Below are 24,779 nucleotides of genomic sequence, written 5' to 3' on the forward strand. Positions count from 1 at the left end.
CTGGACCGCGGAGGCGCAGATGGACTGGAAGCTCGAGCTCGTGATCGTGCCGGTATCGGACGTCGATCGGGCCAAGAAGTTCTACACCGAGCAGCTCGGTTTCGCCGAGGACGTCGACCATCGGGCCGGTGACTCGTTCCGGGTGGTGCAGCTGACACCACCCGGATCGGCCTGCTCGATCACGATCGGCACCGGTCTGACCGCGGCGCCGCCGGGCAGCTACCAGGGCATCCACCTGGTGGTGAACGACATCGCCGCCGCGCGTACCGAGCTACTCGCGCGCGGTGTCGAGGTCAGCGAGCCGTTCCACTTCACCGCCGAGGGCAAGCAGCCCGGCCTGTCGCCGAAGCGCGCCGACTACGAGACGTTCCTCGCCTTCGAGGATCCGGACGGCAACGGCTGGACCGTCCAGGAGGTGGGGAAGGTCGCGCCGTGACGACCCTGGAAGAGGCGGCGTTCGCGGGGGACGAGACCGCGTTCGCCGACCTCGCCGGACAGCACCGCCGGGAGCTCCACGTGCACTGCTACCGGATGCTGGCGTCCTTCGACGACGCGGAGGACGCGGTGCAGGAGACGTTGCTCAGGGCCTGGCGCAGCCGCGATCAGTACGACGGGCGCACGTACTTCCGGGCCTGGCTCTACCGCATCGCGACCAACGTCTGCCTCGACGTCACCCGGCGACATGCCCGGCGCGCTGCGTCCTCGGGATCGCCGGGAGACATGGTCTGGCTGCAGCCGTATCCGGATCGCCTGCTCGACGAGATCGCCCCGCCGACCGACCAGCCCGACGCGGTCGTGGTGGACCGGGAGACGATCGAGCTCACGTTCCTGATCGCGCTGCAGGAGCTGCCCGCCCGCCAGCGCGCCGCCCTGATCGCCCGCGACGTGTTGGGCTGGTCGGCCGCGGACACCGCCGGACTGTTGGACACCAGCGTGGCCGCGGCGAACAGTGCACTGCAGCGAGCGCGGGCGACGATGCAGCAGCGGCTGCCGGCGCGGCGGTCGGAGTGGACCGCACCGCAACCGACGCCGGAGGAGCGTGAGGTGCTGGCGCGGTTCATCGACGCGCACGAGCGATGCGACACGGCTGCAGCGATCGCCATCGCTGCCGAGGACCTGCGCATCTCGATGCCGCCCGACCGGATGTCGTTCGCGGGCCTCCCGGCGTGTCTGCCGCTCTTCGAGCGTGGCCTCGGCCCCGAGCGGGACGGCGAGTGGCGACTGGTGCCGACTTCGGCGAATCGGTTGCCTGCGGCAGCGTCTTATCTGCTGAAGCCGGGAGACACGGTGTGGCGGGCGTTCAAGCTCGATGTGCTGTGGGTCCGGGAGCGGAAGATCGTCGAGATCATGACCTTCGGATACTCCCGATTCCCGGCCTTCGGTCTGCCCGACCGGTTGAGGTCCTAGTCTGGGGTCATGCTGGGACTACCTGCAGAAATCCGGGCCTGTCTCTTCGACCTGGACGGTGTCCTTACCGACACCGCTGCCGTGCACGCGGCCGCGTGGAAAGAGATGTTCGACGAGTTCCTCCGGGAGTATGCGACGCAGCACGAGATACCCTTCCAGCCGTTCGATGCCAGAGCGGAGTACGACGCCTATGTCGACGGCAAACCGCGAGCCAACGGCGTCCGGGACTTCCTGACCGCGCGCGGCATCACGCTGCCCGACGGGACCCCTGACGACCCGCCGACCGCGATGACCGTGAACGGCCTGGGCAACCGGAAGAACGTCGCCGTGCAACGCCGGATCCGGACCGAGGGCGTGCACGTCTTCGAAGGATCCCGGAAGTACCTCGAGGCCGCCGAACGGGCCGGACTGCGCCGCGCGGTGGTGTCGTCGAGCGCGAACACCCGCGAGGTACTGGACGTCACCGGGCTCGCGCAGTACGTCGAGGAGATCGTTGACGGCGTCACGATCCGGACCGACGGGCTGAAGGGCAAACCGGCGCCCGACACGTTCCTTGCCGCAGCCAAGGAGTTCGGTGTCGACCCGTCCGAGGCGGCCGTGTTCGAGGACGCTTTAGCCGGCGTGGCCGCCGGCCGCTCCGGCAACTTCGGGCGCGTGATCGGAGTCGATCGCGTCGGCCAGGCGGCCGAACTGAAGGCGCACGGCGCCGACGTCGTGGTCCGCGATCTCGCCGAGCTGCTGGAGGGCGAATGATCGACCGAGGCCATCACCCGATCGAGCCCTGGCGGCTGCGGGAGACCCGGCTCGCGATGGACAAGCTCGCGCAGTCGGAGTCGCTGTTCGCGTTGTCCAACGGCCACATCGGCCTGCGCGGCAACCTCGACGAGGGCGAGCCGTTCGCGATCCCCGGCACCTACCTGAACTCCTTCTACGAGCAGCGCCCCCTCCCGTACGCCGAAGCCGGGTACGGCTACCCGGAGTCCGGCCAGACACTCGTCGACGTCACCAACGGCAAGCTGATCCGGCTGCTCGTCGACGACTCGCCGTTCGACATCCGCTACGGGTACCTGACGAAGCACGAACGTTCCCTCGACTTCCGCACCGGCGTCCTCGAACGCGACGTCGACTGGACGTCACCAGGTGGCAAGCGGATCCGGGTCCGCAGCCGCCGGCTGGTGTCGCTGACCCAGCGCGCGGTCGCCGCGATCGAGTACGTCGTGGAGCCGGTCGACCAGCCGGCCCGGTTCGTCATCCAGTCCGAACTGGTCGCGAACGAAACCCAGCCGAAGCTGTCCGACGATCCGCGCGTGGCCGCCGTACTGGACAACCCGTTGAAGCCGGTCAGCCACGACGGTGGTGAGCACGGCACGGTCCTGATCCACCGCACCACCCGCAGCCAGCAGCTGATGGCGGCGGCGATGGCGCACGAGGTCGATACGACCGTGCGGTACGCGATGGACCAGGACGTCCGTGAGGACTGGGCCCGCACCACGGTGATCTGTCAGCTGCAGCCGGGCGAGAGCCTGCGCGTGGTGAAGTACCTCGCGTACGGCTGGTCGAGTCTGCGATCCGAAACCGCTATCCGGGACCAAGTGGCTGCCGCACTGGCCAGTGCGCGGTTCTCCGGCTGGGACGGCCTGGCCAAGCAGCAGGTCGACTTCCTGGACGACTTCTGGGACGGCGCCGACATCGAGGTCGAAGGGCATCCGGAGCTGCAGCAGGCGGCCCGGTTCGCGCTCTTCCACGTCCTGCAGGCAGGAGCACGCGCCGAGCGCCGAGCGATCCCGTCGAAGGGTCTGACCGGTGCCGGGTACGACGGGCACACGTTCTGGGACACCGAGGGTTTCGTCCTACCGGTGCTGACCTACACGTTGCCCGAGGCAGCCGCCGACGCGCTGCGCTGGCGGCACTCGACGCTCAAGCTGGCGAAGCAACGCGCCGAGGAGCTCGGTTTCCGCGGCGCGGCGTTCCCGTGGCGGACGATCCGTGGCCAGGAATGCTCCGGCTACTGGCCCGCGGGGACGGCGGCGTTCCACATCAACGCCGACATCGCCGAGGCGGTCATGCGGTACTACCGGGCCTCCGGTGACGACGACTTCCTCGAGGAGGTCGGCCTCGAGCTGCTCGTCGAGACGGCCCGGTTGTGGATGTCGCTCGGGCACCACGACCGCGACGGCCGCTGGCACCTGCCCGGCGTGACCGGCCCGGACGAGTACAGCGCCGTTGCCGACGACAACGTTTTCACCAACCTGATGGCCGCGCGCAACCTGCGCTTCGCGGCGGAGGTCGCGGCGAAGCTGGCACCCAAGGCGCGCGAGCTGGGCGTCGACAGCGAGGAAGAAGCGACCTGGCGGGACGCGTCGGCCGCGGTGTACCTGCCGTACGACGAGGATCTCGGCGTTCACCCGCAGTCCGAAGGCTTCACCGGGTACGCCGTCTGGGACTTCGACGGCTACAAGGACAGGTACCCGCTGCTCCTGCACGCGCCGTACTTCCAGCTGTATCGCACGCAGGTGGTGAAGCAGGCCGACCTGATGCTCGCGACGTACTGGTGCGGCGACGCGTTCACGCCCGAGGAGAAGGCGCGGAACTTCGACTACTACGAGCGGCTCACCGTGCGGGACTCGTCGTTGTCCGCGTGCGTGCAAGCGGTCATGGCCGCAGAGGTCGGTCATCTCGACCTGGCCTACGACTACGCGTACGAGGCCGCGCTGATCGACATGCGGAACCTGCACCACAACACCGGCGACGGCCTGCACATGGCGTCACTGGGTGGGGCGTGGAGCGCGCTGGTGGCCGGCTTCGGCGGGTTGCGCGACCAGGACGGCATCCTGTCGTTTGATCCGGCGTTGCCGATGGGCCTGTCCGGGTTGAGTTTCACGGTCCGGTGGCGTGGCGTGCGGTTGAAGGTGGAGATCGACCCGTTGTCGGCGAAGTACACCGTGCACGACGGGCCGGATGCCTCGCTCACCTTGCGGCACGCCGGCGAGGAGATCACGGTGACCGCGACGCAGCCGGTGATCCGGACACTGGAGAAGCGCCGGCCGCTCCTGCCCCGGCCGCCGCAACCGCCGGGCCGCGAGCCGCGGCCGGCGATGGCGGTCAACGACGAGCTGTAGCACCGGCGCTTCCGGTCAAACGACTGAGCGCCCAGCTGTTCGCTGGGCGCTCAGCTCCGCGTTCAGTTCTTGCTGCGGGCGGACAGCGACTCGGCGGTGCCGACCAGCAACACCGACGAGATCACGGCGACGATGAACCCGAGGATGTTCAGCTCGAAGATCCCGCCGGTGCCGAGGATGCTCGCGATGGTGCCGCCGATCACCGAGCCGGCCAGGCCGAGCAGCAGTGTGGCGAGCAGACCGAGCTTCTGCTTGCCGGGCGTGAACAGTCGCGCCAGTGCCCCGATGATGAGTCCGGCGATGATGAAGCCGATCATGCTGAGTCCTCCGAGGTGTCGAACGGTACGACTCCAGTCTCCGTCGGCGCGGGGGCCGGCGGCAGTGGAGTTCTCCCTGACCGGACCCGGAGCCGACCCTGGTCAGCCCGCGGCTGTAGTGGTGAGCAGGTCGCTGTTCGGCGCGAGCTGAGGACCGCTCGCCAGCCGGTTCAGGACCGTGGTGGCCAACTGGTCGGCGGCCTGTCCGTCCGCGCTCAGCAACCCCTTGTACGCCGCTCGGCAGGACGACCGGGGGCCGAGAATCTCGGCGTACAGCTCGATGTCCGACATCTCCGGGTGGATCTTGATCACGTTCGAGGTGTCCTTCGCGCACCGGTCGAGGGTCGGCCCCGTGCGCGCCGGGGTCTGCTTGACCAGCAACTGTTCGGCGAGGCCCTTCGTCAGGATGTACTCCGCGCTCGACGTGCGGTCCTGCAGGTAGCGGATGCTCGCGACCTCCCGAGGATTGTCGGTGAGCGAACAGATCGACCACTCGGGTGGCACCTTGATCACCTGGCCGGCCGGAACGAAGGACGGGATCTGGGGCATCGAGCCGGCCTCGGCCCCGTTCACCGCGGCCAGCGCACCGTGCGACGCCTCGTCGGTCGGATTCGCGTACGGCGAGGGCGCCAGCCGGCTGTCGAAGTTCGCGTCCGGGATCACGACGACCGTCAGGTTCCCGGTGTTCTTGACGAGCAGCGACGTACGGCTCGCGTCGGTGCTGACGGTCAATTCGACACCGTCCGTATCCGATACCGCCGGGAGGTGTACGTCGGAGTGCGCGCAGTCCGCGACCGCCTTCACCGGCGCCTGCGTCCGCGGTCCGAGAATCGATGGATTCGGCGACACCGTCGTCGTACCGCCCGAACCTTCCGCGGTCGAACACGCCGCGACCGCCACCAACGCCAACCCCACTGCACTGGGCATAAGTGCCCGCCAACGTCCCCTCACGATGACCCCCCTGAGTCCGAGTACCAGGTCCCCACCTACTCGGTCCTTCTTTCACCATACTGTCTGTGACTGTCTGCGCCATGCCTTAGCCTCAGCCCGTGACGATCCATCAGCTGTCGAAGCGGGACGCCAGGCGGCTGGCAGTGCGGGCCCAGCTCCTGACCAGCGAGCGCCCCGCGGACCTGTTCGACGTGGTCGGCGGGCTCAACGTCGTGCAGTACGACCAGACGGCGTACGTCGCGCCGAACGCGGATCTGGTGGCCTGGAGCCGGCTCGGATCGTCGTACGACCCCGAGGAACTCGCCGATGCGTTGGCGACCCAACAGTTGTTGGAGTTGCGTGGATTCGTCCGGCTGCCCGAGACGCTCGCCCTGTTCCGGGCCGAGATGGCGGCGTGGGCCCACCCGGACGGTGAGCTGCTCGACTGGCAGGAGTACCGACGCAACTGGGTGCAGGCGAACGAAGGTTGCCGCCTCGACCTTCTCGAACGCCTGCGGCAGGACGGTCCGCTGGTGATGCGCGAGCTTCCCGACAGCTGCGTGGTGCCCTGGAAGTCGTCCGGCTGGACGAACAACCGGAACGTGTCGCAGATGCTCGAGTTCATGCTGCAGCGCGGCGAGGTGGCGATCGCGGGACGCGAGGGCCGGGACAGGCTCTGGGATCTGGCGTCCCGCATCTATCCGGACGAGCCCGCCGTACCGCTCGAGGAGGCCGGCCGGATCCGGGAGCAGCAACGACTGCGGTCGATGGGGATCCTGCGCGCCAAGGGACCGGCGTGCCCGGGGGAGCCGCTCGACGCCGGCGAGGCGGGGGAGCGGGCCGTCGTGGAAGGCGTCCGTGGCGAGTGGCGGGTCGACCCGGAGCTGCTCGGGCAACCGTTCAGCGGGCGGACCGCGATCATCTCACCGCTGGATCGCCTTGTGTACGACCGGAAACGGCTGACGGAGATCTTCGAGTTCGACTACCAGCTGGAGATGTACAAGCCGGTCGCGAAGCGCCGCTGGGGGTACTTCGCGTTGCCGATCCTGCACAACGACCGCCTGATCGGGAAGCTCGACGCGCAAGCGGATCGCAAAGCCGGGATGTTCCGCGTCGACGCCATCCACGAAGACGAACCGTTCTCGAAAACCGTGACCGCCGCCGTGCACCGCGAGATCCGGGACCTCGCACGCTGGCTCCGCCTGGAGCTCGTCCTCAAGCCTGCGTGACCAGCAACCGCTGTTGGTCGCCGGATTCGCGGTGGGACCGTTCGATCGACTGGCCCCAGGTGGTGCCGGCCAGCAGCAGAACGGCGCCGAGGACGGCGGGCAGCGTCGGTGCTCGTCGCCGAGACCGAGGCCGATGGCAACGGCCCAGAGCGGCTCGGTGCCGAGCAACAGACTGGCGCGGCTGGCCGACGTGCGCTGGATGGCCCAGGTCTGCGCGAGGAACGCGAAAACGCTGCAGAACAAGGCGAGATAGGCGAGTTGCAGCCAGCCCACGGCGGGGATCGCCGGCAGGTGTCGTACGGCGGGGATCGCGAAGAGCGCCGTACCGACAATCGCTTGAACCGTGGTCAGTTGCAGTGGCCGGAGGTCGGTGGCGAGGCGGCCGACGAGCGCGACGTGGCCGGCGCGAACGACGGCCGCGGCAAGCATCAGCAGATCGCCGACGCCCGGCGCGTGAAGACCGTGGCTGGCCATCAGGAGGCCGACCGCGACAACGCAGGTCGCCGCGGCCAGATAGAAGCGGGACGGTAGCCGGCGGCGATCGAGGAGCGGGGTGAGGACGAGCGTCAGGCTGATGATCAGTCCGGCGTTGGCCGCGCTGGTGTGCGTGACGCCGTACGTCTCGAGGATCAGCACCGCCGCCTGGGTGAGGCCGAGGACGACGCCGATGCGGAGCTCCCGGCGGTTGATGCGCCGGACGAACAGGACCAGCGCGCCGGCCGAGATGGCGTACCGAACGAAGAGGACGGCAAGCACCGGCGTGACCGCGGTCGCGGTCTTGGCGGCGAGGTAGCTCGAACCCCAGACGATGGCGACGAGCAGCAGAACGAGATCGGTACGGCGGGGCGCGGGCACGGACCCAGGGTGAGCCGGTCCGACGTTGAAGCCAAGCCCCACTTTCTAAAGCGATCCTGTAGCAGACCTACACTGTCGAAATGGACGAACGGCAGCTGCGGATCCTGCGGGAAGTCGGTGAGCTCGGCAGCGTGACGGCGGCGGCCGAGGCGTTGCTGGTGACGCCGTCGGCGATCTCGCAGCAGCTCCGGCTCCTACAGCGATCGATCCCGGTGCCGTTGACCGAACGCGACGGCCGGCGGGTGGTCCTGACCGCCGCCGGGCGCGCGCTGGCAGCGGCCGCGGCGGATGTCGAGTCCGCCTTGGCGCGGGCGCGACACGCGGTCGATGACTTCGCCGAGCAGCCCGACGCGGTGGTGTCGATTTCCGCGTTCCACAGCGCGGCCGCCGCGTTGTTCCCGGTGTTGCTGCGGGCGGAGGATGCCCCGCGACTCACGCTGCACGACGAGGACGTACCTCAGGACGAGTTCCCGGCGTTGACCCGCGAATACGACGTGGTGCTGGCGCACCGGATGGACCACGCCGCCGCGTGGCCGCGGACAGTCGCCGTCACGCCGTTGCTGCAGGAGCCGCTGGATGTCGCCGTACCCGTTGACCATCGGTTGGCGTCGAAGCGCTCGCTGTCACCGCGGGACGTGGCCGGCGACCCGTGGATCACCGTGCACGACGGATTCCCGCTGATGGCGACGATCGAGGCGATCGGGGCGGCGGCCAACCAGCGGCTCGAGCTGGTGCATCGGGTCAACGAGTTCAGCGTGGTCGCGGAGCTGGTCGCCGCCGGCGCGGGGCTGGCCCTGATCCCGCGCTGGACGGCCCGCGCGCATCCCGGCGTGGTCCTCCGCCCGCTGCTCGGAGTGCACGCCCGCCGCGACATCGACGCCCTCTACCGGCCGGAGCGAACGGCCCGGCGCGCCGTACGGACGACTCTCACCAACCTGCGGCACGCGGCCGCGACCATCCGCAAACCGGCCGGCTGAGGACTCCTACCGCCCGGCGTGCACGATGTGCGCGTCCGGCCCCGGGAAGAACAGCGACTCGGTGTCGGTGTCGCTCCAGTGCACGAGGTACGGCGGTGCGCCGTCCGGATCGTGGACCTCGACGATCCGGCCCTCCCGCCGGTGCGTCATCAGATGGCTGGTCTCCACGACGACTTGGTCGCCTGCTTCCGCTTTCACCAGTCCCCACCTCCTTACCCCCAGCTTGGTCCTGGTGAGCGGCCCGCACCACCCCTCAGGTCAGTTCGGGAGGGTCACCGTGGCCGTTGTACCGCCGCTGCTCGACGGGGTGAGCGCGATCGTGCCGTGGTGGGCGCGGGTGATCTCGCGCGCGATGGACAGGCCGAGGCCGGAGCCGCCGCTGGCCCGGGAACGGCTGGTGTCCAGGCGGACGAAACGCTCGAAGACTCGCTGGCGGTCCTCCTCGGGAATCCCGTCGCCGTCGTCCTCGACCGTGATGATCGCCGATCCGTTCTCCTCGGCGGTGGTCAGCCGGACCGTGCTGTGCGCCGCGCGCGCGGCGTTGTCGACGAGGTTGCGCAGTACCTGGCTCAGGCGTGCCGGATCGCCGACGACCCGGACCGGCCGGACGTCGCCGGTGACCTTCAGCTCGGGGGCCGAACTGCGCAGCCGCTGGATCTCCGCGGCGACCAGGTCGTCGAGGTCCACGTCGGTCTGCCGCATCCGGATCCCGGTGTCGTCGGCCTTCGCGAGCAGCAGCAGGTCCTCGACGAGCTGACGCATCCGGTCGGTCTCGGTCCCCATCACCTGCCGCAGCTCGTTCCACGCCTTCCCGGAGGTGTCCGCCTCGATGACCTCGAGCGCCGCGGTCAGCGTGGCCAACGGCGACCGCAGCTCGTGGCTGGCGTCGGCCACGAACGCCCGCTGGGTCGCCTGCCCAGTCTCCAGCCGGTCGAGCATCTCGTTCATCGTCACCGCGAGCCGTGCGATCTCGTCCCGGGTCGGCGGCACCGGAACCCGCTCGGTCAGGTCCCGGCTCCCGATGCCCTGAACGCGGGCCCGGATCCGGTCCACCGGCCGCAGCGCCCGCCCGATCATCAGCCAGGCGGCCACCCCGACCACGATCAGCAGCGCCGGGAAGCCGATCGCCAGGTACTTCGCGACGGTGCCGACCGTCTGTCGCTGGGTCTGCACCGACGAGGCGACCACCACGGTGTACGTCTGACCGCCGTGCGACGCGCCCTGGGCGACGACCAGGAACGAGTGATCGTCGTCGATCAGCGGCATCTCGCCGACCTCGGCGCGCAAGAGCGCACCGGCCGGCGGGCGGAGATCGGTCAGCGGAGTGGTGCCGACCCGGGCGGAGGAGGCGGCGATCACCCGTCCGGACGAGTCCAGGACCTGCACCAGCTGGCTGGCGCGGGTGGTCTGGGTGAGGTCGCGCGCGAGGCCCGCCGTACCCTCGGTGCTGACCTGCTGGGCGACGTCGGCGACCCTGCCCTCGGCGGCGTCCGAGACCTCGGTGATCAGCGCGCGCTGCAGGAGCAGCAGCAGCGCGGTCGCCCCGAGCATCATCGCCACGGCGACCACGATCACCGCCGCCGCCGTCGAGCGGCTGCGCACGCTGGCCTGCCGCAAGCCGCCGGCGGTCCGGTACCACCCGTCAACGCGTCGTCGCACGACCGTGCTCACCCCGCCATTTTCGCAGGTCGTCCAGAGAGGTCAGCCGCCCTCGGGATTCAGCCGGTAGCCCATCCCGCGAATGGTCTCGATCGCGTGCCGTGCGTACGGCGTGTCGATCTTCTTCCGCAGGTACCGGACGTAGACCTCGACCACGTTCGGGTCGCCGTCGAAAGCGGGGTCCCAGACGTTGGCGAGGATCTCGGTCTTGCTGACGGTGTCGCCGCGGTGCCGCATCAGGAACTCCAGCAGGCCGTACTCGCGCGGCGTGAGGGTGATTTCCTTCCCGTTCCGCTCCACCCGGCGGCGGGCCACGTCCAGTGACAGGTCGCCCGCGGTCAGTACCACCGGCCGCTCCGGGCCGCCGCGCCGGATCAAGGCCCGCAGCCGGGCCACCAGGACCAGGAAGCTGAACGGCTTGGTCAGGTAGTCGTCGGCCCCGAGGTCGAACGCGTCGGTCTGGTCGTACTCGCCGTCCTTCGCGGTCAGCATCAGCACCGGTGTCCAGATGCCGCGGGCCCGGAGCAGTTCGAGCACGCGGTACCCGTTCAGCTTGGGCAGCATGATGTCCAGGACGATCACGTCGTAGCTGTGCTCGGTCGCCGCCCAGACCGCGTTCTCGCCGTCGTGCACCAGTTCGACCACGAACCCGGCGTCGGTCAGCCCGCGGTGGACCGTGTCGGCCAGCCGCAGTTCGTCCTCGACCATCAGCACTCGCATGCCCACAGTCTCACCGCAGACCGCTGAGAGTCCGCTGAGAGCCCGGCAACTTGACGTCGTGAAGTTGCCCCACCTAGCGTTGTCGAAGCGCTTCGACAACCACGGGAGAGTGGCCACGATGAAGTTCACCGACGGGTACTGGCAACTCCGGGCGGGGCTCACCCGGTTGCGGCCGGCCGAGGTCGAGAGCGTGGTCGCCGGGCCGCGGGAGCTGACCGTGTTCGCGCCGGCCCAGCGCATCGCGCGTCGTGGCGACACCCTCAACCAGCCGATGTTCACGGTGACGTTCTCGGCGCCCGCGCCCGGCGTGATCGGGGTCCGGATCGGTCATCATCTCGGTGGCCTGCCCGCGCGACCGGCGTACCGGCTGAACACCGAGGACGAGCATCCGGTCAAGGTGGACGTCGGGGCCGCCGAGGCGCGGCTGACGTCGGGCGAGCTGAGCGTGGTGATCAGGCTCGACGGCCCGTGGGACGTCCGTTTCGAGCAGGACGGCCGGCCGTTGACGAACTCGGCCGAGCGCAGCGTCGGTCTGATCACCGATGCCGACGGCAAGCATTACCTGCACGAGCAGCTCGCCCTCGGGGTCGGCGAGACGATCTACGGCCTGGGCGAACGCTTCGGTGCCTTCGTGAAGAACGGTCAGGTCGTCGACAGCTGGAACGCCGACGGCGGTACGTCCAGCGAGCAGGCGTACAAGAACATCCCGTTCTACCTCAGCAGCAAGGGGTACGGCGTTCTCGTCGACAGCCCCGCGCGGGTCTCGTTCGAGGTCGGCTCCGAGGTCACGTCGCGCAACCAGTTCAGCGTCGAGGGCCAGGAGCTCGGGTACTACGTTTTCGTCGGCCCGACCCCGAAGGACGTCCTGCGGCGTTACACCGCGCTGACCGGGCGGCCGGCGCGCGTCCCGGCGTGGTCGATGGGCCTGTGGTTGTCGACGTCGTTCACCACGGACTACACCGAGGAGACGACCAGTTCGTTCGTCGACGGGATGGCTGAGCGTGACCTGCCGCTGAGCGTCTTCCACTTCGACTGCTTCTGGATGCGGCAGTTCCACTGGTGCGACTTCCTGTGGGACCCGGTCGCGTTCCCGGATCCGGCCGGGATGGTCCGTCGCCTGAAGGATCGCGGTCTGCGGGTCAGCCTGTGGATCAACCCGTACATCGCGCAGCGCTCGGTGCTGTTCGAGGAAGGCCGCCGCCTCGGCTATCTGCTCAAGCGTCCCGACGGTTCGGTCTGGCAGTGGGACATGTGGCAGGCCGGGATGGCGATCGTCGACTTCACCAACCCGGACGCGACGGCGTGGTTCCGGTCGAAGCTGCAGGCGCTGATCGACATCGGTGTCGACTGCTTCAAGACCGACTTCGGCGAACGCATCCCGACCGACGTCGCCTGGTACGACGGCTCGGACCCGGACCGGATGCACAACTACTACGCGCAGCTGTACAACGCGGCCGTGTTCGGTCTGCTGGAGGAGAACCGCGGCGAGGGCGACGCGGTGCTCTTCGCGCGCTCCGCGACCGCGGGTGGTCAGCAGTTCCCGGTGCATTGGGGTGGCGACTGCGAGTCGACGTTCGAGGCGATGGCGGAGTCGCTGCGCGGCGGGTTGTCGCTGGCCGCGTCCGGGTTCGGGTACTGGAGCCACGACATCGGCGGCTTCGAGGGGACGCCTGATCCGGCGATCTTCAAGCGCTGGGTGGCGTTCGGACTGCTTTCGTCGCACTCGCGCTTGCACGGCTCGTCGTCGTACCGGGTGCCGTGGGCTTTCGACGAGGAAGCGGTCGACGTACTGCGAAAGTTCACCAAGCTGAAGCTGTCGTTGATGCCGTACCTCGTGGCGGCGGCGGGCGAGGCGCATCGGGACGGCGTACCGATGATGCGGCCGATGGTGCTGGAGTTCCCGGACGATCCCGCGGTCGCCTATCTGGATCGTCAGTACATGCTCGGGCCGGACCTGTTGGTCGCGCCCGTGATGAGCTTCGACGGCGAGGTCTCGTTCTACTTGCCAGCCGGCCGGTGGACGTCGCTGCTCACTGGCGAGGTTCTCGAAGGTTCTCGCTGGGTGACGCAGACCCACGCCTTCGACAGCGTCCCGCTCCTGGTCCGTGAGGGCGCAGTCATCCCGGTCGGCGCCGTAGACGACCGACCGGAGTACGACTGGTCTGCCGACGTCGAGCTGCGCTGGTTCAACCCATCAGAAGGCCAGACCACCACGGTCGCTCTGCCCGACGCCGACGGGGGAGTGGCCGCCGTTATCGAACTCGCACTCCACGCCGACGAGGTGACCTCCCGCGTCACCGATGGCTCCTGCCCGAGCTACACGGTCAAGCGCTGCTGAGACTACGAGGTCGCGCCGGTGTAGCGCCGTACACCCAGGCGCCAGAGGAGCAGCGTCGCCGCGGTGAAGCCGGAGCCGAGCAGGACCGCCGCGATCAGGATGCCGGGGTCAGGGCCTCGGGTGAGAGTCAGCGCCGGCCACGTGGTGAGGGCGGCGACGGGGAAGCCGAAGGTGAGGAGACGCCGGAGCCAGCGCCCGTAGATGTCGACGGGGTAGCGGCCGGTCTCCCAAGCGGCGCCGTGCAACACACCGAGGCTGAGCCGCGGTGCCCAGAACGCGAGTGCCGCCAGCCCGACCGAGGTGGCCCAGCCGATGAGCAACCCGATGAGTGTGAGTAAGGCCCATGCGACGACGGCGCCGGGCGATGGGACAGTGCCGAGCCTGTGCAGTCCGAGGACGATCACGCCCAGGCCGAGCACGCTTTGCACCAGCGCGAGCGGCGCATGCCGGGTGCAGGTCGCGAGTACGACGCTGCTCGCCGGCCGGAGCAGGTACGCGTCGAGTTGACCGTCACGGATCTGCTGGTCGAAGCCCGCGAGGCTCGGGTCCAGGAACGTCGCGCGGAGGCCGGTGATCAGCGCATACGTGCCGGTGAGGGCGAGCATCTGTCCGGCGGTCCATCCGGCGAGCAGTCCGGTGCGGCTGAAGACGATCCCGATGGCGGAGATCGACGCGGTCAACTGCAGGACAGCCAGCAGGACATCGAAGAACAAGTTGGTCCGGTAGGCGAAGGCACGTCGCAGCGACAACGAGAACGCCGTACCGAACAAGCGCGCGGAACGCATCAGGCCCCCACTGTGGTGTAGCGGCGGACGCCGAGCCGCCAGGCACCGACGGCACAGCTGCCCAGGACCACTGTCCACACCACCGAGACCGCGTACCCCGTGGCTGCGGCAGTGGACGTCAGGTTGCCGGCGGCCAGCTCGGCGGGAAAGCCGAGCATCGAGCGGAACGGCAGGACCTGGGCGATGGTCCGCAGCGGATCGGGAAGCAGTGCGTTCGGTGCCGCGGAGCCGCCGAGCAGGAAGATCAATACGGTGCCGAAGGCAACGACCGCGTGCACTCGCTCTGTCCAGAAGGCCGCCATCGCGAGCGTCCACACGAACAGGAAGTGCAGAACTGCGGCAAGGACGAGCGCTGGTACGGCGGTCAGCACCGCCAGCGGCCCGAAGCTCGCGCCCGTCGCGAACCCGACCACGACGAGCAGCGGGATGCCGAGCAGGAACATCCAGAAGCGGATCGCCAGGTTCTCGCCGAGCGGTCCGATCACAGCGGGCTGCGGCCGGAGCAGGGCGGTGGCGACCGAACCGTTGTAGATCGCCTGCGCGAACGTGTGGTTCTCAAACGAGGCTGTCAGCAGCGCCACACAGATGACGGCCAGGTAGTAGCTACTGACCTGCGCGCCCGCACCGGGGACGTGCCGCCAGAGGAAGAGCCCGAGCAGTGGCGCGACCGCCTGCCCGAGGATCAGCGTGACGAGGAACCACCAGGCTCCGGACCAGCCAAGGATCTGTCGCCAGATCTCCAGCCGAACCAGTCGGAGGATGCGGCTCACGACGCGAGGTCCCGCGTCCGTCGCAGGCTCTGATAGGCCTGGTCCATCACGCTCTCGAGCGATGGCTCCTCGACGGACAGGTCCGCGACCGCGAACCGCGCGAGCAGTCGCGCAGTGGTCGCCGGCACCGCGTCGCGGCCGACCCGCAGCAGCCACTGGTTCCCATCACGGTGCAGTACGTCGCCGTACGACGTCAGGTCCGGATCGTCGTCGGTCAGGGTCACCCGGATCAGCTTGGCCGGTGCGAACAGCGCGCCGAGCTCGTCGCGGCGACCGTCGAACGCGATCGCGCCGTCGTCCACGAGAATCAAGCGCGGACACAGCGATTCGACGTCGGCCATGGTGTGGCTCGTCAGGAGCACGGTGGCGCCGGTGCGGGCGGCGTACTCGGCGATGAAGGTGCGGATGATCCGCGCGGCGGAGACGTCGAGCCCGATGGTGGGCTCGTCGAGGAACAGGACCTTCGGGCGATAGACCAGCGCGAGCGCCAGGCCGGCTCGCATCCGCTCGCCGAGGCTCAGTGCGCGCACCTGTCGCTGGAGGATGTGGCCGAGTTCGAGAAGCTCGCTGAGCTCGGCCAGATTGCGCTTGAACTCCGGGTCGACGATCTCGTAGAGCACCTGCTGGTAGTGGAACGAGTCCAGCACGGTGAGCTCCGGTGCGTCGCCGATCGGCTGACTGCCGCGGATCAAGGCGATCTCGCGAAGGTAGTGGTTGCGTCGCCGCCACGGGGTTTCGCCGAGGACGCGGACTGTGCCGCCGGTCGGGTGCAGGATGCCGGCCAGGATCTTCAGCGTGGTCGTCTTGCCGGCCCCGTTCCGGCCGAGAAATCCGACCACCTGCCCGGCCGGGATCCGGAAGCTGAGGTCACGGACCGCACGGACGTCGCGGTGCTGCCGCCGGACCAGGGCGCGGGCCGCCGCGACGAGCCCGCCGTCGCGGACCGGTACGCGGTAGGTCATCGACAAGTCGGCCACCTCGACGGCATCCATGCTTAAAGTTTATCGTTGAAGTGCCGGTGGACTGTTTGCCGCACAACGACTTAGGAGTCCCGTGGGAAAACCCTCAACCGGTGCGTCAAGGACTGTGCGCGGCGTGACGCTGGCCGAGGAGGCCGGGATCTCGGTCCAGCAGGTGCGGAACTACGAGCAGGCCGGACTACTGCCGCTGGCGAGCCGTTCGGCGGCCGGCTATCGGGAGTTCGACGAATCGCACCGCCAGGCGCTGACGGCCGCGCGGGTGCTGGTCCACGCGTACGGATGGGATGCCGCGGCAACGATCCTGGCTGCCGTGCACCGCGACGACCTGCGGACAGCGGTGGCGCGTGTCGACGAGGCGCACGCGGCGCTGCATCGGGAACGTGAACGTATCCAGCAGGCGTTGCGGGCCTTCGAAGTCGTGGTCACGCACCCACTCGACGCCGACCCGCGAATGGCCGCCGCACTCGCGCAGATCACTCGCCAGGGCGCCCCGCTGCGGATCGGTCAGCTGGCCGATCTGCTGGGCGTTCGAACCTCAGCGCTGCGTTTCTGGGAACGCTCAGGACTCGTCCATCCGGTCCGTGAGCGCACCACCGGCTACCGCAGGTACGACGTCGGCGCCGCACGCGACGCGCACCTCGTCCGGCTGCTGCGGGAGGGGAACTTCCCGATGGCGATCATCCGCGCCGCCCTCGACGAGATGCACTCCTCGCCGGACGGACGCCCCGAACGGGTCGGCGCCGAGCTCAACCGCCGCGACGCCCAACTGCACGAGCGCAGTCTCGCCCGCCTACGAGCCGACGCCGCCCTCGTCACCTACCTGAACTGGCGGGCCGCTCACGCGTAGCCCCTCCAACACGACATCGGCAGCAGAGAAGACCAGGTAGAGGGTCTGCGGCATTTCGACAGTACGTATATGTCCACTGCCCGGCACCTGAGCCGAGTCGCAGGCGTGCGCGGGCTCGCGGCTGTGCCCAGTGGACGTATACGTACTGTCGAAATGCAGATCTCCGGTGACCCAGATGAGGTCGTTGGTGGGTGGGATCTGGAGGGTGTCGAGGAGTTGGCCGTGGAAGGGGTCGTTCAGGCGGAGTTCGATCGTGGCTGGTTGGTTGCTGCGGTTGGCTGCTCGGGCCTGGTAGGGCGTGGACTCGAGGAGCAGGTCGTCGAAGGACAGCCAGGCTTGGGGTTCCAGTGAGGTGACGGCGTCGCCGTGCTCGTTCGGTGCGGCGGTCAGGGTGATCGCGCAGTATTCGTCGAAGGCGGTGGCGGCCAGGTTGAGGGTGCAGGGTGGGATGCGTTCGCCGCGGACGTCGAGGGTGGTGGTGAGACGAAGGTCGGTGCTCGAGCGGCCGATCATGATGCTGTGCCGAGCGGTTTCGACGCAGTGGCGGTCGCGGGTGACGTCCCAGAAGCCCAGGTCGCTGATCGCGACGGTCAGTTCGATCTCGGTGGTTTCGCCGGGCTGCAGGGCGACTCGATGGAAGGCGCGGAGCTGGCGGAGCGGTTGCTTGACCCGTGAGCGTTGCTGGCGGGTGTAGAGCTGGGCCAGTTCGGTCCCCGGCCGGTCGCCGGTGTTCGTGACGGTGAAGGTCGCGGTGACCTTCCCGTCCGTGGGCTCGCTCAGGCAGAGGTCGCCGTACGCGAAGGTGGTGTAGCTGAGGCCGTGGCCGAAGGGGTAGAGGGGAGTGCCGCGGTAGTAGAGGTACGTCGCGTCGGTCGCGATGATGTCGTAGTCCAGCAGGCCGGGGAGGTCCGCGGCCGAGTGGTACCAGGTCTGGGTCAGGCGTCCCGACGGGTCGTGGTCGCCGAACAGTACGTCGGCCAGCGCTCGACCGTACTCCTGTCCACCGTGCGCGGACCAGAGGATCGCGGGCAGGTGCTGCTGCGCCCAGCCGATCGCGAACGGGTAGCTGCTGCTCAACACCAGCACGGTCCGCGGGTTCGCTGCGTGCACCTGGCGGATCAGACGGTCCTGAGCGGCCGGGAGATCGAGGCTCGCGCGGTCCTCGGTCTCGCGTCCGTTCACCAGCGGGTGGTTGCCCGCAACAACAATCGCGACGTCGGCGCGAGCGGCGAGTTCGGCTGCCGCGGCCGCGCCGTCGACCGTCACGTGGAGTTCGAACGCGGTCGCCTCAGCGGCGAGGCCGACCGTACCGTCGGGCCGGACCTGGAGGTAGCGCCCGCTGTGCAGATGCTGGATGAGCAGCCCGTCGGCCGATCGCAGCAGGCCGAACGTCTGCTTGACTTCCCACCCGTTCGGCCCGGGCTGGTCCGCGATCAGTTCGCCGTCGTCCGTGACGGTCAGGTGTTGCCCGTTCCGCACCGACCGCAACGCGAACGCATCCCCACCCCAGTCGAACAGATCGAACTCACCAGGCTCGGCGTTCGTCCGCAGTACGGCGTCCGCGTCGACGGCGAGGTACGCCGTGGAGTCCGCGACCCGCAGCGTGATGCGGTCGACGCCCTCGCAGTACTCGACCTGCTCCACGCGTTCCGCGATGCCGTCGAGCGCCGTGACCTGGTACGGCAGCGTGCCGGCGTACCAGTCCTCCGACAACGTGCCCGCGAGTGGGCCGACGACCGCGATGCGGGTCGACGTGGTGAGTGGCAGGACGTGGCACTCGTGTTTCAGCAGCACGATCGCCTGCCGCGCCGCGTCCTGCGCGAGGCGGCGGTGCGACGGGCAGTTCACCAACTCGGGCTCGAGCGCGCGGTACGGGTCGAGCTCCAGCGGGTCGAACTCGCCCAGGCGGAACCGGATCGCGAGCGCTCGGCGTACCGCTCTGTCGATGTCCGCGGACGTGATCAGCTCACGGTCAAGGGCCGCGGTGAGGCGCTCGATGGTCGGGCCCGCGTTGGTGTCGTCCTGCGTGAAGCTGTCCACGCCGGCGAGCAGCGCGGCGGCGTACGCGGTGGGGCCGTCGGGGAGGTACTGCTGCAGGCCGAAGAGGTTTCCGGGTGCGTACGCATCGCTGACCACCAGCACGTCGTCGGTCGTCCAGGTCCGGAGTACGTCGTTGATCAGCGGGCTGAGGTGGGCGGGCCGGCCGTTCACCAGGTTGTACGACGGCATCACCGCGACCGCGACGCCGGCCTCGATCGGGGCGCGGAACGCCGGCAGTTCGTAGTCGTGCAGCACGCGCGGCGGGAGGTTGCTCGAGGTTGTACAGCGGTCGGTTTCGTTGTTGTAGGCAAGGAAGTGCTTGAGCGTCGGAGCCGTCTTCAGGTACGTCGGGTCGTCGCCGGCCAGCCCGCCCGCGTACGCCGTGGCGATCACCCCGGTCAGCCAGGGATCCTCGGCGTACCCCTCCTCGTTGCGGCCCCAGCGCGGGTCGCGCAGCGGGTTGACCACCGGGGCCCAGACGTTCAGGCCGACGCCGACCGGGTCCTTGCGGTGGAACACGCGCACCTCGTCACCGACCGCCGCGCCGACCGCGCCCACCAGGTCCGGGCTCCAGCTGGTCGCCAGGCCGATCGCCTGCGGGAACACGGTCGCGGGACCGTGCCAGGCGACACCGTGCAGCGCCTCGGTCCCGGTCCGGAACGGTTCCAGCCCGAGCCGCGCGACGGCTGGCTGGTGCTGGTGCAGCATCGCGATCCGCTCATCCGGGGTGAGCCGGGCGAGCAGGTCGTCGACGCGTTCAGCGAGCGGTCGGGACGGGTCGCGGAACGGGTACGGCGCGGCTGGAGTACTCATCGGCGATCGACTCCATGAACTCTGTGTCGAAGCGCTTCGACAAGGTCATCACGGCGTCATCGAAGCGCTTCGACAGATCGGGCGTGGAACAGAGAGTGGCATCCCGCACGCCCGCGGTCAACCCCTCACCGACCAGCGCGGCACGCGCTTTCCCCGACCGCACAAGGCGTCAGGGGGTCGGGAGGCGACCTTGGGTCAGCGGGGTCAGGGCCTGGGCGGTGGCGCCCAGGGGAGTGGCGGTGTGCGGGTGGTTGGACGCGACGATGGTGCAGCCGCCGGCGTCGGGCGCCGTGGTGGCTTCGCGGAGCGCCTTGTCGATCGCCGGGGTGAGGTGCTCGGCGAGCAGGCCGTACGCGCCGCCGAGGACGACGACCTCGGGGTTGAGGATGTTGACCAGCGCGGCGATGCCGTGGCCGAGGTGGGTACCGGCTTCGGTGAGTACCTCGATGACCGCGGTCTCCTCGGCGGCGGCGCGCCGGATCAGGGCGTCGAGCTGGTGCTGGGGATCGTCGTCGCTCGTCCCGTCGACCCGCGCGAGGATCGCCGGCAGGCTCGCCAGCGCCTCGAGACAGCCGCGGCGTCCGCAGCCGCACACCGGTCCGTCCGGGATCAGGCGGAGGTGCCCGATCTCCCCGACGTACCCGAGATGGCCTGCGAGTGGGCGGCCGTCGGCGATGATGCCGGCGCCGACGCCCGTGTCGCCGGTGAGGTGGATCAGGTTCGCGGTCCCGGCGAGCGGGCCGTAGAGATGCTCGGCCAGCACCCCGAGCGACGCGTCGTTGTCGACCCGCACCGGGATGTCCGGCCGTCCGAGCGCCGCCGCGAGTTCTGTCTTCAGCGGTACGTCGCGCCAGCCCAGCCCGGCCGCGAGTACGACGGTGCCTTCGCGGTTCACCAGTCCGGGTACGCCGACCGTGATGCCGAGCACCCGTCTGCCCGACGACTGCAACGTCGTGATCGCACGGCGGGCCAGTGCGGCCAGAGCGGCGGTCGTCTTCGCCGGCCCCGCGTCCACACCGGGACCCGCGCGGTGCCAGCGCAGTACCTGCTCGCCGGCCGCGTCGCAGCTCAGCGCGGTCAGCCCACGCGCGCTCACCTCGAGCCCGATCGTCGCGTACGCCGACCCGTCGAGCACCAGCAAGGTCGCGGGGCGGCCGACGTGGTTCTGCGTCTGCTGCGTCTCGCGGACCAGTCGGCGGTCGAGCAGCTCCCCGACGATGCTCGTCACGGTCGCCTTGTTCAGTCCGGTCCCGGACGCGATCGCCGCCCGCGAGCAGGGCGCCTCGCGGCGCAGGTGGCCCAGCACCGCGGCCAGATTGGTGGCGCGGATGTCGGAGTGGTCCGCGGTCTGTGTGCTCAAGGTCCGTCCCGTCGAAAGAAGTGCTGGGTCAGTTCTACACCTTGTCGCGCTGTCGGCTCTGCGTTAATTTGTTTGGCTACTAGCCCAACTAAGTCTAGGGGATGCGACGTGACCGGACCAGCGATCGGCGGACCCAGCCGCCGGACCTTCATCTCCCTGCTCGGCGGCGGCGCGGCGGCTGCCGCCGGCGGGGCCACGCTCACCGGCTGCTCCGGCGGCGGCTCGGGATCGAGTACCACCGGCCGGGCAGAGACCGAGGACAAGCTGTCCGGGCTGCTGCCGAAGTACATCGCGTACGAGTCGGTGAAGCCGGACCTGCCGGGGGAGAACGGCGCCTCGCCGGGCTTCTCGCACTACCCGAGCGAACTGCGCCGCGCCGTACCGGACAAGATGGTGCCGAGCGGCAAGGAAGTCACCGCGATGACGCCGCTGTGGAGCCCGCTGCCACCCGGCCTGGGCAACAACTCCTACTTCGACGCGAACAACGAGCGGCTCGGCGCGCCGCTGCGCTTCAACATCCTGAACGGCAACGACTACGGCGACAAGCTCGGCCCGATCCTTGCGGCCGGTAACGTTCCGGAGCTGCTCTGCATCCCGGGCTGGAACATCTCCGGTCTGACCCGGTTCGGGCAGGCCGCGGACAAGCTGTTCGAGGACCTCACGCCGCATCTGGCCGGGGACAAGGTGTCGGCGTACCCGATGCTGGCCAACCTGCCGACCCGGGCCTGGGCGTACGGCGTCTGGAACTCGCAGCTGAAGGCCGTGCCGTTCCCGTCCGAGGGGTTCCCGTGGGCGCTGTTCTACCGCAAGGACCTCTTCGACCAGCTCGGCGCGCAGCCGCCGAAGAACGCCGACGATCTGCTGGCGCTGGGCAAGCAACTGACGGACGCGAAGGCGGGCCGCTGGGCGTACGGCAGCGTGGCGGACGAGATGATCCGGGCGTTCGGGGCGCCGGGGAGCTGGCGGAAGGATTCCAGCGGCAAGTTGGTGAACAAGATCGAGACTCCGGAGTTCGAGGAGGCGGTCGGGTTCGTTCGCAAGCTGTTCCAGTCGGGCTACGTGCACCCGGAGGTCGTCGCGAACGCGGGCGCGGACGAGAACGCCTTGTTCGAGGGCGGCAAGCTGTTGATCCGGCAGAACGGGCTGGGTGGCTGGCACGAGGCGCTGCAGCGGCAGTTGCCGATCAACCCGAAGTTCAACCCGCAGCCGGTGATGCCGTTCGCGCACGACGGCGGTACGCCGATCGTGTGGAGCGGTGAGCCGGCCGGGATCTTCACGTTCGTCAAGAAGGGTGTCGGTGAGGACCGGGTGAAGGAACTGCTCGGGGTGCTGAACTACACCTCCGCACCGTTCGGGACCGAGGAGTACCAGCTCTACACGTACGGGGTCGAGGGCAAGCACTACACCAAGCAGCCGTCGGGGGCTCCGAAGCTGACGGCGCTGGGGCAGAAGGAGGTCTCCCAGACGTACGTCTTCCTCGGTGGGCGGCCGACGGCGATCACCGAGAGCGAGTACCCGGGATACGTGCCGGCGATGAGTGCCTGGCAGAACGCGGCGGCGAAGGTCCGGGAGAAGAACCTGTTCGACGGGATCCGGGTCGAGCAGCCGGCCAAGATGGCCGCGTTGAGCCAGCCGTTCGACGACGCGCTGCAGGACATCTTCCGCGGGCGGCGTCCGGTGAGCGCGCTGAAGACCGCCGTCAAGCAGTGGCAGGACAACGGCGGCAACGAAGGCCGCGACTTCTACGCCAAGGTCCTCAGTGACAACGGTCGGTAGGGTCCGGGTCCGCGGGGCGCGGGCGCGGACCACCCGGGTTGGGAGCATGGCGTTTCGGCATCGGTTGCGGCGGGACTGGCCGTTGCTCCTGATGGTCTTGCCGGTAGTGGTCTTGCTCGGGGTGTTCCACTACTTTCCGACGCTCGGCAACGTGATCGCCTTCCAGGACTATTCGCCGTACGCCGGGATTCGCGGCAGCGACTTCATCGGGTTCGGAAACTTCACCCGGATGTTCGCCGAGCCCGCGTTCTGGCGCGCGGTCGCGAACACCCTGTCGATCACCGCCGTCCAGCTGGCGTTCTTCTTCCCGGTCCCGATCGCCCTGGCCCTGCTGCTGAACAGCGTGCTCTCGGCCAAGGTCCGCAACATCGTCCAAGGTGTCGTGTACCTGCCGCACTTCTTCTCCTGGGTCCTGGTCGTCTCGCTGTTCCAGCAGATGATCGGTGGCGCCGGCCTGCTCTCGCAGACGCTGCGCGACCACGGGCACCAGGCGATCGACCTGATGACCAAGCCGGACACGTTCATCCTGCTGGTCACCGCGCAGGCGGTCTGGAAGGACGCCGGCTGGGGGATGATCGTGTTCCTCGCGGCGCTGTCGACCATCAACCCCGCGCTCTACGAGGCCGCAGCGGCCGACGGCGCGAACCGCTGGCGCCGGCTCTGGCACATCACGCTGCCCGGCCTGCGTCCGGTGATCGTGCTGCTGCTGATCCTGCGTCTCGGCGACGCGCTGACGGTCGGTTTCGAGCAGTTCATCCTGCAACGCAGCGCCGTCGGCGGTGGCGCCGCGGAGGTTCTCGATACCTACGTCTACTACCAGGGCCTGCTCGTCGGCGACTTCGGCTACGGCGCCGCCGCCGGCCTGTTCAAAGGTGTCGTCGGCCTTGTCCTCGTCCTCGTGGCCAACCGATTCGCTCACATGGTGGGCGAGCAGGGGGTGTATTCGCGCTCATGACCGCACGAGCTGTCTGGGAGGAAGAACCGACGGTCGTCGACCGGATCGGGAAGCCCGTCGTGCTGACGCTGATCGCCTTGGCGGTCGCGTTCCCGTTGTACGTCGTGGTTGTCACCAGCCTTTCGACGACAGAGGCCGTGACGCGGGCCGGCGGGTTGGTCGTCGTACCGCGGGAGCTGACCGTGGCGGCGTACGTGCAGCTGCTGTCGGGTGGTGTGGTGACCCGGGCGCTGCTGATCAGCGTGGTGATCACCGCGATCGGTACGGCGTTCAGTCTCGGGATCACCGTGCTGGCGGCGTACGGGTTGTCGCGGCCGGGGTCGTTGTTCCACCGTCCGCTGTTGTTCGTGGTGCTGCTGACGTTCCTGTTCGGGCCGGGCATCATCCCGAGCTATCTCGTGGTGAACTCGCTGGGGCTGATCGACCACTACGCGTCGCTGATCCTGCCGGCCGCGATCTCGGCGTTCAACCTGATCGTGATGCGGTCGTTCTTCATGGGCATCCCGGGGGAGCTGATCGACAGCGCCCGGATCGACGGAGCGGGCGAGCTCGCCATCCTGCGCCGGATCGTTCTGCCGCTGTCGAAGGCGGTGGTCGCGGTCGTCGGGCTGTTCTACGCGGTCGGTTACTGGAACGCGTTCTTCAACGCGCTCCTCTACATCAACGACAACACCAAGTGGCCGCTGCAGATGGTGCTGCGGACGTACATCGTGCAGCAGCAGCCGCTGCCGACCGGCGCCGGCGGAGTGGCGACCGGTGTCGGCCTGGGGCTGCAGCCGGCGCCGGGTCTGGCGATCAAGATGGCGATCGTGGTGATCGCGATCGTGCCGGTCCTGCTGGTGTACCCGTTCATCCAGCGGCACTTCCAGAAGGGCGTCATCATCGGCGCGGTGAAAGGCTGA

At 69.1% G+C, this 24,779-nt stretch carries 21 protein-coding genes and 1 pseudogene; 11 read left to right on the top strand and 11 right to left on the bottom strand.

Annotation, left to right across the window (positions count from 1 at the left end; genetic code table 11):
• The first annotated feature begins 19 nt into the window (after positions 1-19).
• The 4 genes from AC0662_RS02170 to AC0662_RS02185 are packed head-to-tail and all read left to right on the top strand — an operon-like array spanning position 20 to position 4,526.
• On the top strand, positions 20-436 hold the full coding sequence (locus AC0662_RS02170; RefSeq protein ID WP_478297931.1) for a VOC family protein: 417 nt from the start codon (positions 20-22) through the stop codon (positions 434-436).
• Complete coding sequence (locus AC0662_RS02175) at positions 433-1,407, top strand: RNA polymerase subunit sigma-70 (RefSeq protein WP_478297933.1); 975 nt, start codon at positions 433-435, stop codon at positions 1,405-1,407. The genes AC0662_RS02170 and AC0662_RS02175 overlap by 4 nt, the downstream gene beginning before the upstream one ends.
• Positions 1,408-1,416: 9 nt before the next feature.
• Complete coding sequence (locus AC0662_RS02180; protein ID WP_478297935.1) at positions 1,417-2,160, top strand: beta-phosphoglucomutase family hydrolase; 744 nt, start codon at positions 1,417-1,419, stop codon at positions 2,158-2,160.
• Positions 2,157-4,526 (top strand): glycoside hydrolase family 65 protein, encoded by a 2,370-nt coding sequence (locus AC0662_RS02185; protein ID WP_452196004.1) that lies wholly within the window; start codon positions 2,157-2,159, stop codon positions 4,524-4,526. Before AC0662_RS02180 ends, AC0662_RS02185 begins: the two co-directional genes overlap by 4 nt.
• Before the next feature lie 62 nt (positions 4,527-4,588).
• Here AC0662_RS02185 and AC0662_RS02190 read toward each other — a convergent pair whose 3' ends face one another.
• Positions 4,589-4,843 (bottom strand): GlsB/YeaQ/YmgE family stress response membrane protein, encoded by a 255-nt coding sequence (locus AC0662_RS02190; protein WP_478297937.1) that lies wholly within the window; start codon positions 4,841-4,843, stop codon positions 4,589-4,591.
• A 102-nt stretch (positions 4,844-4,945) separates the two neighbouring features.
• Positions 4,946-5,770, bottom strand: coding sequence for a hypothetical protein (locus tag AC0662_RS02195; protein ID WP_478297939.1), 825 nt, complete (start codon positions 5,768-5,770; stop codon positions 4,946-4,948).
• A 122-nt stretch (positions 5,771-5,892) separates the two neighbouring features.
• Between AC0662_RS02195 and AC0662_RS02200 the strand changes: the two genes are divergently transcribed.
• Positions 5,893-7,002: a DNA glycosylase AlkZ-like family protein gene (locus AC0662_RS02200; protein WP_478297941.1), complete on the top strand. Its 1,110-nt coding sequence runs from the start codon at positions 5,893-5,895 to the stop codon at positions 7,000-7,002.
• A 186-nt stretch (positions 7,003-7,188) separates the two neighbouring features.
• On the opposite strand, the pseudogene AC0662_RS02205 reads toward AC0662_RS02200, so the two are convergent.
• A pseudogene (locus tag AC0662_RS02205) lies at positions 7,189-7,899 on the bottom strand (DMT family transporter); the annotation flags it as partial.
• A 38-nt stretch (positions 7,900-7,937) separates the two neighbouring features.
• On the opposite strand from AC0662_RS02205, the gene AC0662_RS02210 reads away from it, so the two are divergent.
• Positions 7,938-8,834, top strand: a complete 897-nt coding sequence (locus AC0662_RS02210; RefSeq protein WP_452196009.1) for a LysR family transcriptional regulator — start codon at positions 7,938-7,940, stop codon at positions 8,832-8,834.
• 6 nt (positions 8,835-8,840) lie between these two features.
• Here the strand turns inward: AC0662_RS02210 and AC0662_RS02215 are convergent, their stop codons facing one another.
• The 3 genes from AC0662_RS02215 to AC0662_RS02225 all read right to left on the bottom strand — a co-directional run bounded on the left by AC0662_RS02215 (position 8,841) and on the right by AC0662_RS02225 (position 11,213).
• Positions 8,841-9,032, bottom strand: a complete 192-nt coding sequence (locus AC0662_RS02215; protein WP_452196010.1) for a DUF1918 domain-containing protein — start codon at positions 9,030-9,032, stop codon at positions 8,841-8,843.
• A 60-nt stretch (positions 9,033-9,092) separates the two neighbouring features.
• A complete protein-coding gene (locus tag AC0662_RS02220; protein WP_452196105.1) occupies positions 9,093-10,388 on the bottom strand; it encodes a sensor histidine kinase in 1,296 nt (431 codons plus the stop codon).
• Positions 10,389-10,535: 147 nt separating this feature from the next.
• Positions 10,536-11,213 carry a response regulator transcription factor gene (locus AC0662_RS02225; RefSeq protein WP_452196011.1) on the bottom strand — a complete coding sequence of 226 codons (678 nt, stop codon included), beginning with the start codon at positions 11,211-11,213 and terminating at the stop codon, positions 10,536-10,538.
• Positions 11,214-11,331: 118 nt separating this feature from the next.
• Between AC0662_RS02225 and yicI the strand changes: the two genes are divergently transcribed.
• Entirely contained in the window at positions 11,332-13,551 is a 2,220-nt protein-coding gene (yicI, locus tag AC0662_RS02230; RefSeq protein ID WP_478297944.1) for an alpha-xylosidase, read from the top strand.
• A gap of 2 nt (positions 13,552-13,553) precedes the next feature.
• On the opposite strand, the gene AC0662_RS02235 is transcribed toward yicI, so the two are convergent.
• The 3 genes from AC0662_RS02235 to AC0662_RS02245 are packed head-to-tail and all read right to left on the bottom strand — an operon-like array spanning position 13,554 to position 16,098.
• Positions 13,554-14,336 (bottom strand): ABC transporter permease, encoded by a 783-nt coding sequence (locus AC0662_RS02235; RefSeq protein WP_478297946.1) that lies wholly within the window; start codon positions 14,334-14,336, stop codon positions 13,554-13,556.
• Positions 14,336-15,106 carry an ABC-2 family transporter protein gene (locus tag AC0662_RS02240; protein ID WP_478297948.1) on the bottom strand — a complete coding sequence of 257 codons (771 nt, stop codon included), beginning with the start codon at positions 15,104-15,106 and terminating at the stop codon, positions 14,336-14,338. The genes AC0662_RS02235 and AC0662_RS02240 overlap by 1 nt, the downstream gene beginning before the upstream one ends.
• Positions 15,103-16,098 (bottom strand): ABC transporter ATP-binding protein, encoded by a 996-nt coding sequence (locus tag AC0662_RS02245; protein ID WP_478297950.1) that lies wholly within the window; start codon positions 16,096-16,098, stop codon positions 15,103-15,105. Before AC0662_RS02245 ends, AC0662_RS02240 begins: the two co-directional genes overlap by 4 nt.
• Before the next feature lie 103 nt (positions 16,099-16,201).
• Here AC0662_RS02245 and AC0662_RS02250 point away from each other — a divergent pair, with 103 nt between their 5' ends.
• Positions 16,202-16,933, top strand: coding sequence for a MerR family DNA-binding transcriptional regulator (locus tag AC0662_RS02250; RefSeq protein ID WP_452196016.1), 732 nt, complete (start codon positions 16,202-16,204; stop codon positions 16,931-16,933).
• On the opposite strand, the gene AC0662_RS02255 is transcribed toward AC0662_RS02250, so the two are convergent.
• Both AC0662_RS02255 and AC0662_RS02260 read right to left on the bottom strand, forming a co-directional pair.
• On the bottom strand, positions 16,877-19,786 hold the full coding sequence (locus tag AC0662_RS02255) for a glycoside hydrolase family 3 C-terminal domain-containing protein (protein ID WP_478297952.1): 2,910 nt from the start codon (positions 19,784-19,786) through the stop codon (positions 16,877-16,879). The two genes, AC0662_RS02250 and AC0662_RS02255, sit on opposite strands and share 57 nt — an antisense overlap.
• Before the next feature lie 169 nt (positions 19,787-19,955).
• The gene (locus AC0662_RS02260) at positions 19,956-21,146 is read right to left on the bottom strand and encodes an ROK family protein (protein WP_478297954.1); all 1,191 of its coding nucleotides are present in this window, start codon (positions 21,144-21,146) and stop codon (positions 19,956-19,958) included.
• Positions 21,147-21,254: 108 nt separating this feature from the next.
• Between AC0662_RS02260 and AC0662_RS02265 the strand changes: the two genes are divergently transcribed.
• Genes AC0662_RS02265 through AC0662_RS02275 form a run of 3 tightly spaced genes read left to right on the top strand, consistent with a single transcriptional unit; the run spans position 21,255 to position 24,779 of the window.
• Positions 21,255-22,922 carry an extracellular solute-binding protein gene (locus AC0662_RS02265; protein ID WP_478297956.1) on the top strand — a complete coding sequence of 556 codons (1,668 nt, stop codon included), beginning with the start codon at positions 21,255-21,257 and terminating at the stop codon, positions 22,920-22,922.
• 46 nt (positions 22,923-22,968) lie between these two features.
• Complete coding sequence (locus AC0662_RS02270) at positions 22,969-23,877, top strand: ABC transporter permease (protein WP_478297958.1); 909 nt, start codon at positions 22,969-22,971, stop codon at positions 23,875-23,877.
• Complete coding sequence (locus tag AC0662_RS02275) at positions 23,874-24,779, top strand: carbohydrate ABC transporter permease (protein WP_452196021.1); 906 nt, start codon at positions 23,874-23,876, stop codon at positions 24,777-24,779. Before AC0662_RS02270 ends, AC0662_RS02275 begins: the two co-directional genes overlap by 4 nt.

The sequence above is a fragment of the Kribbella sp. NPDC043289 genome (genome assembly GCF_056436705.1).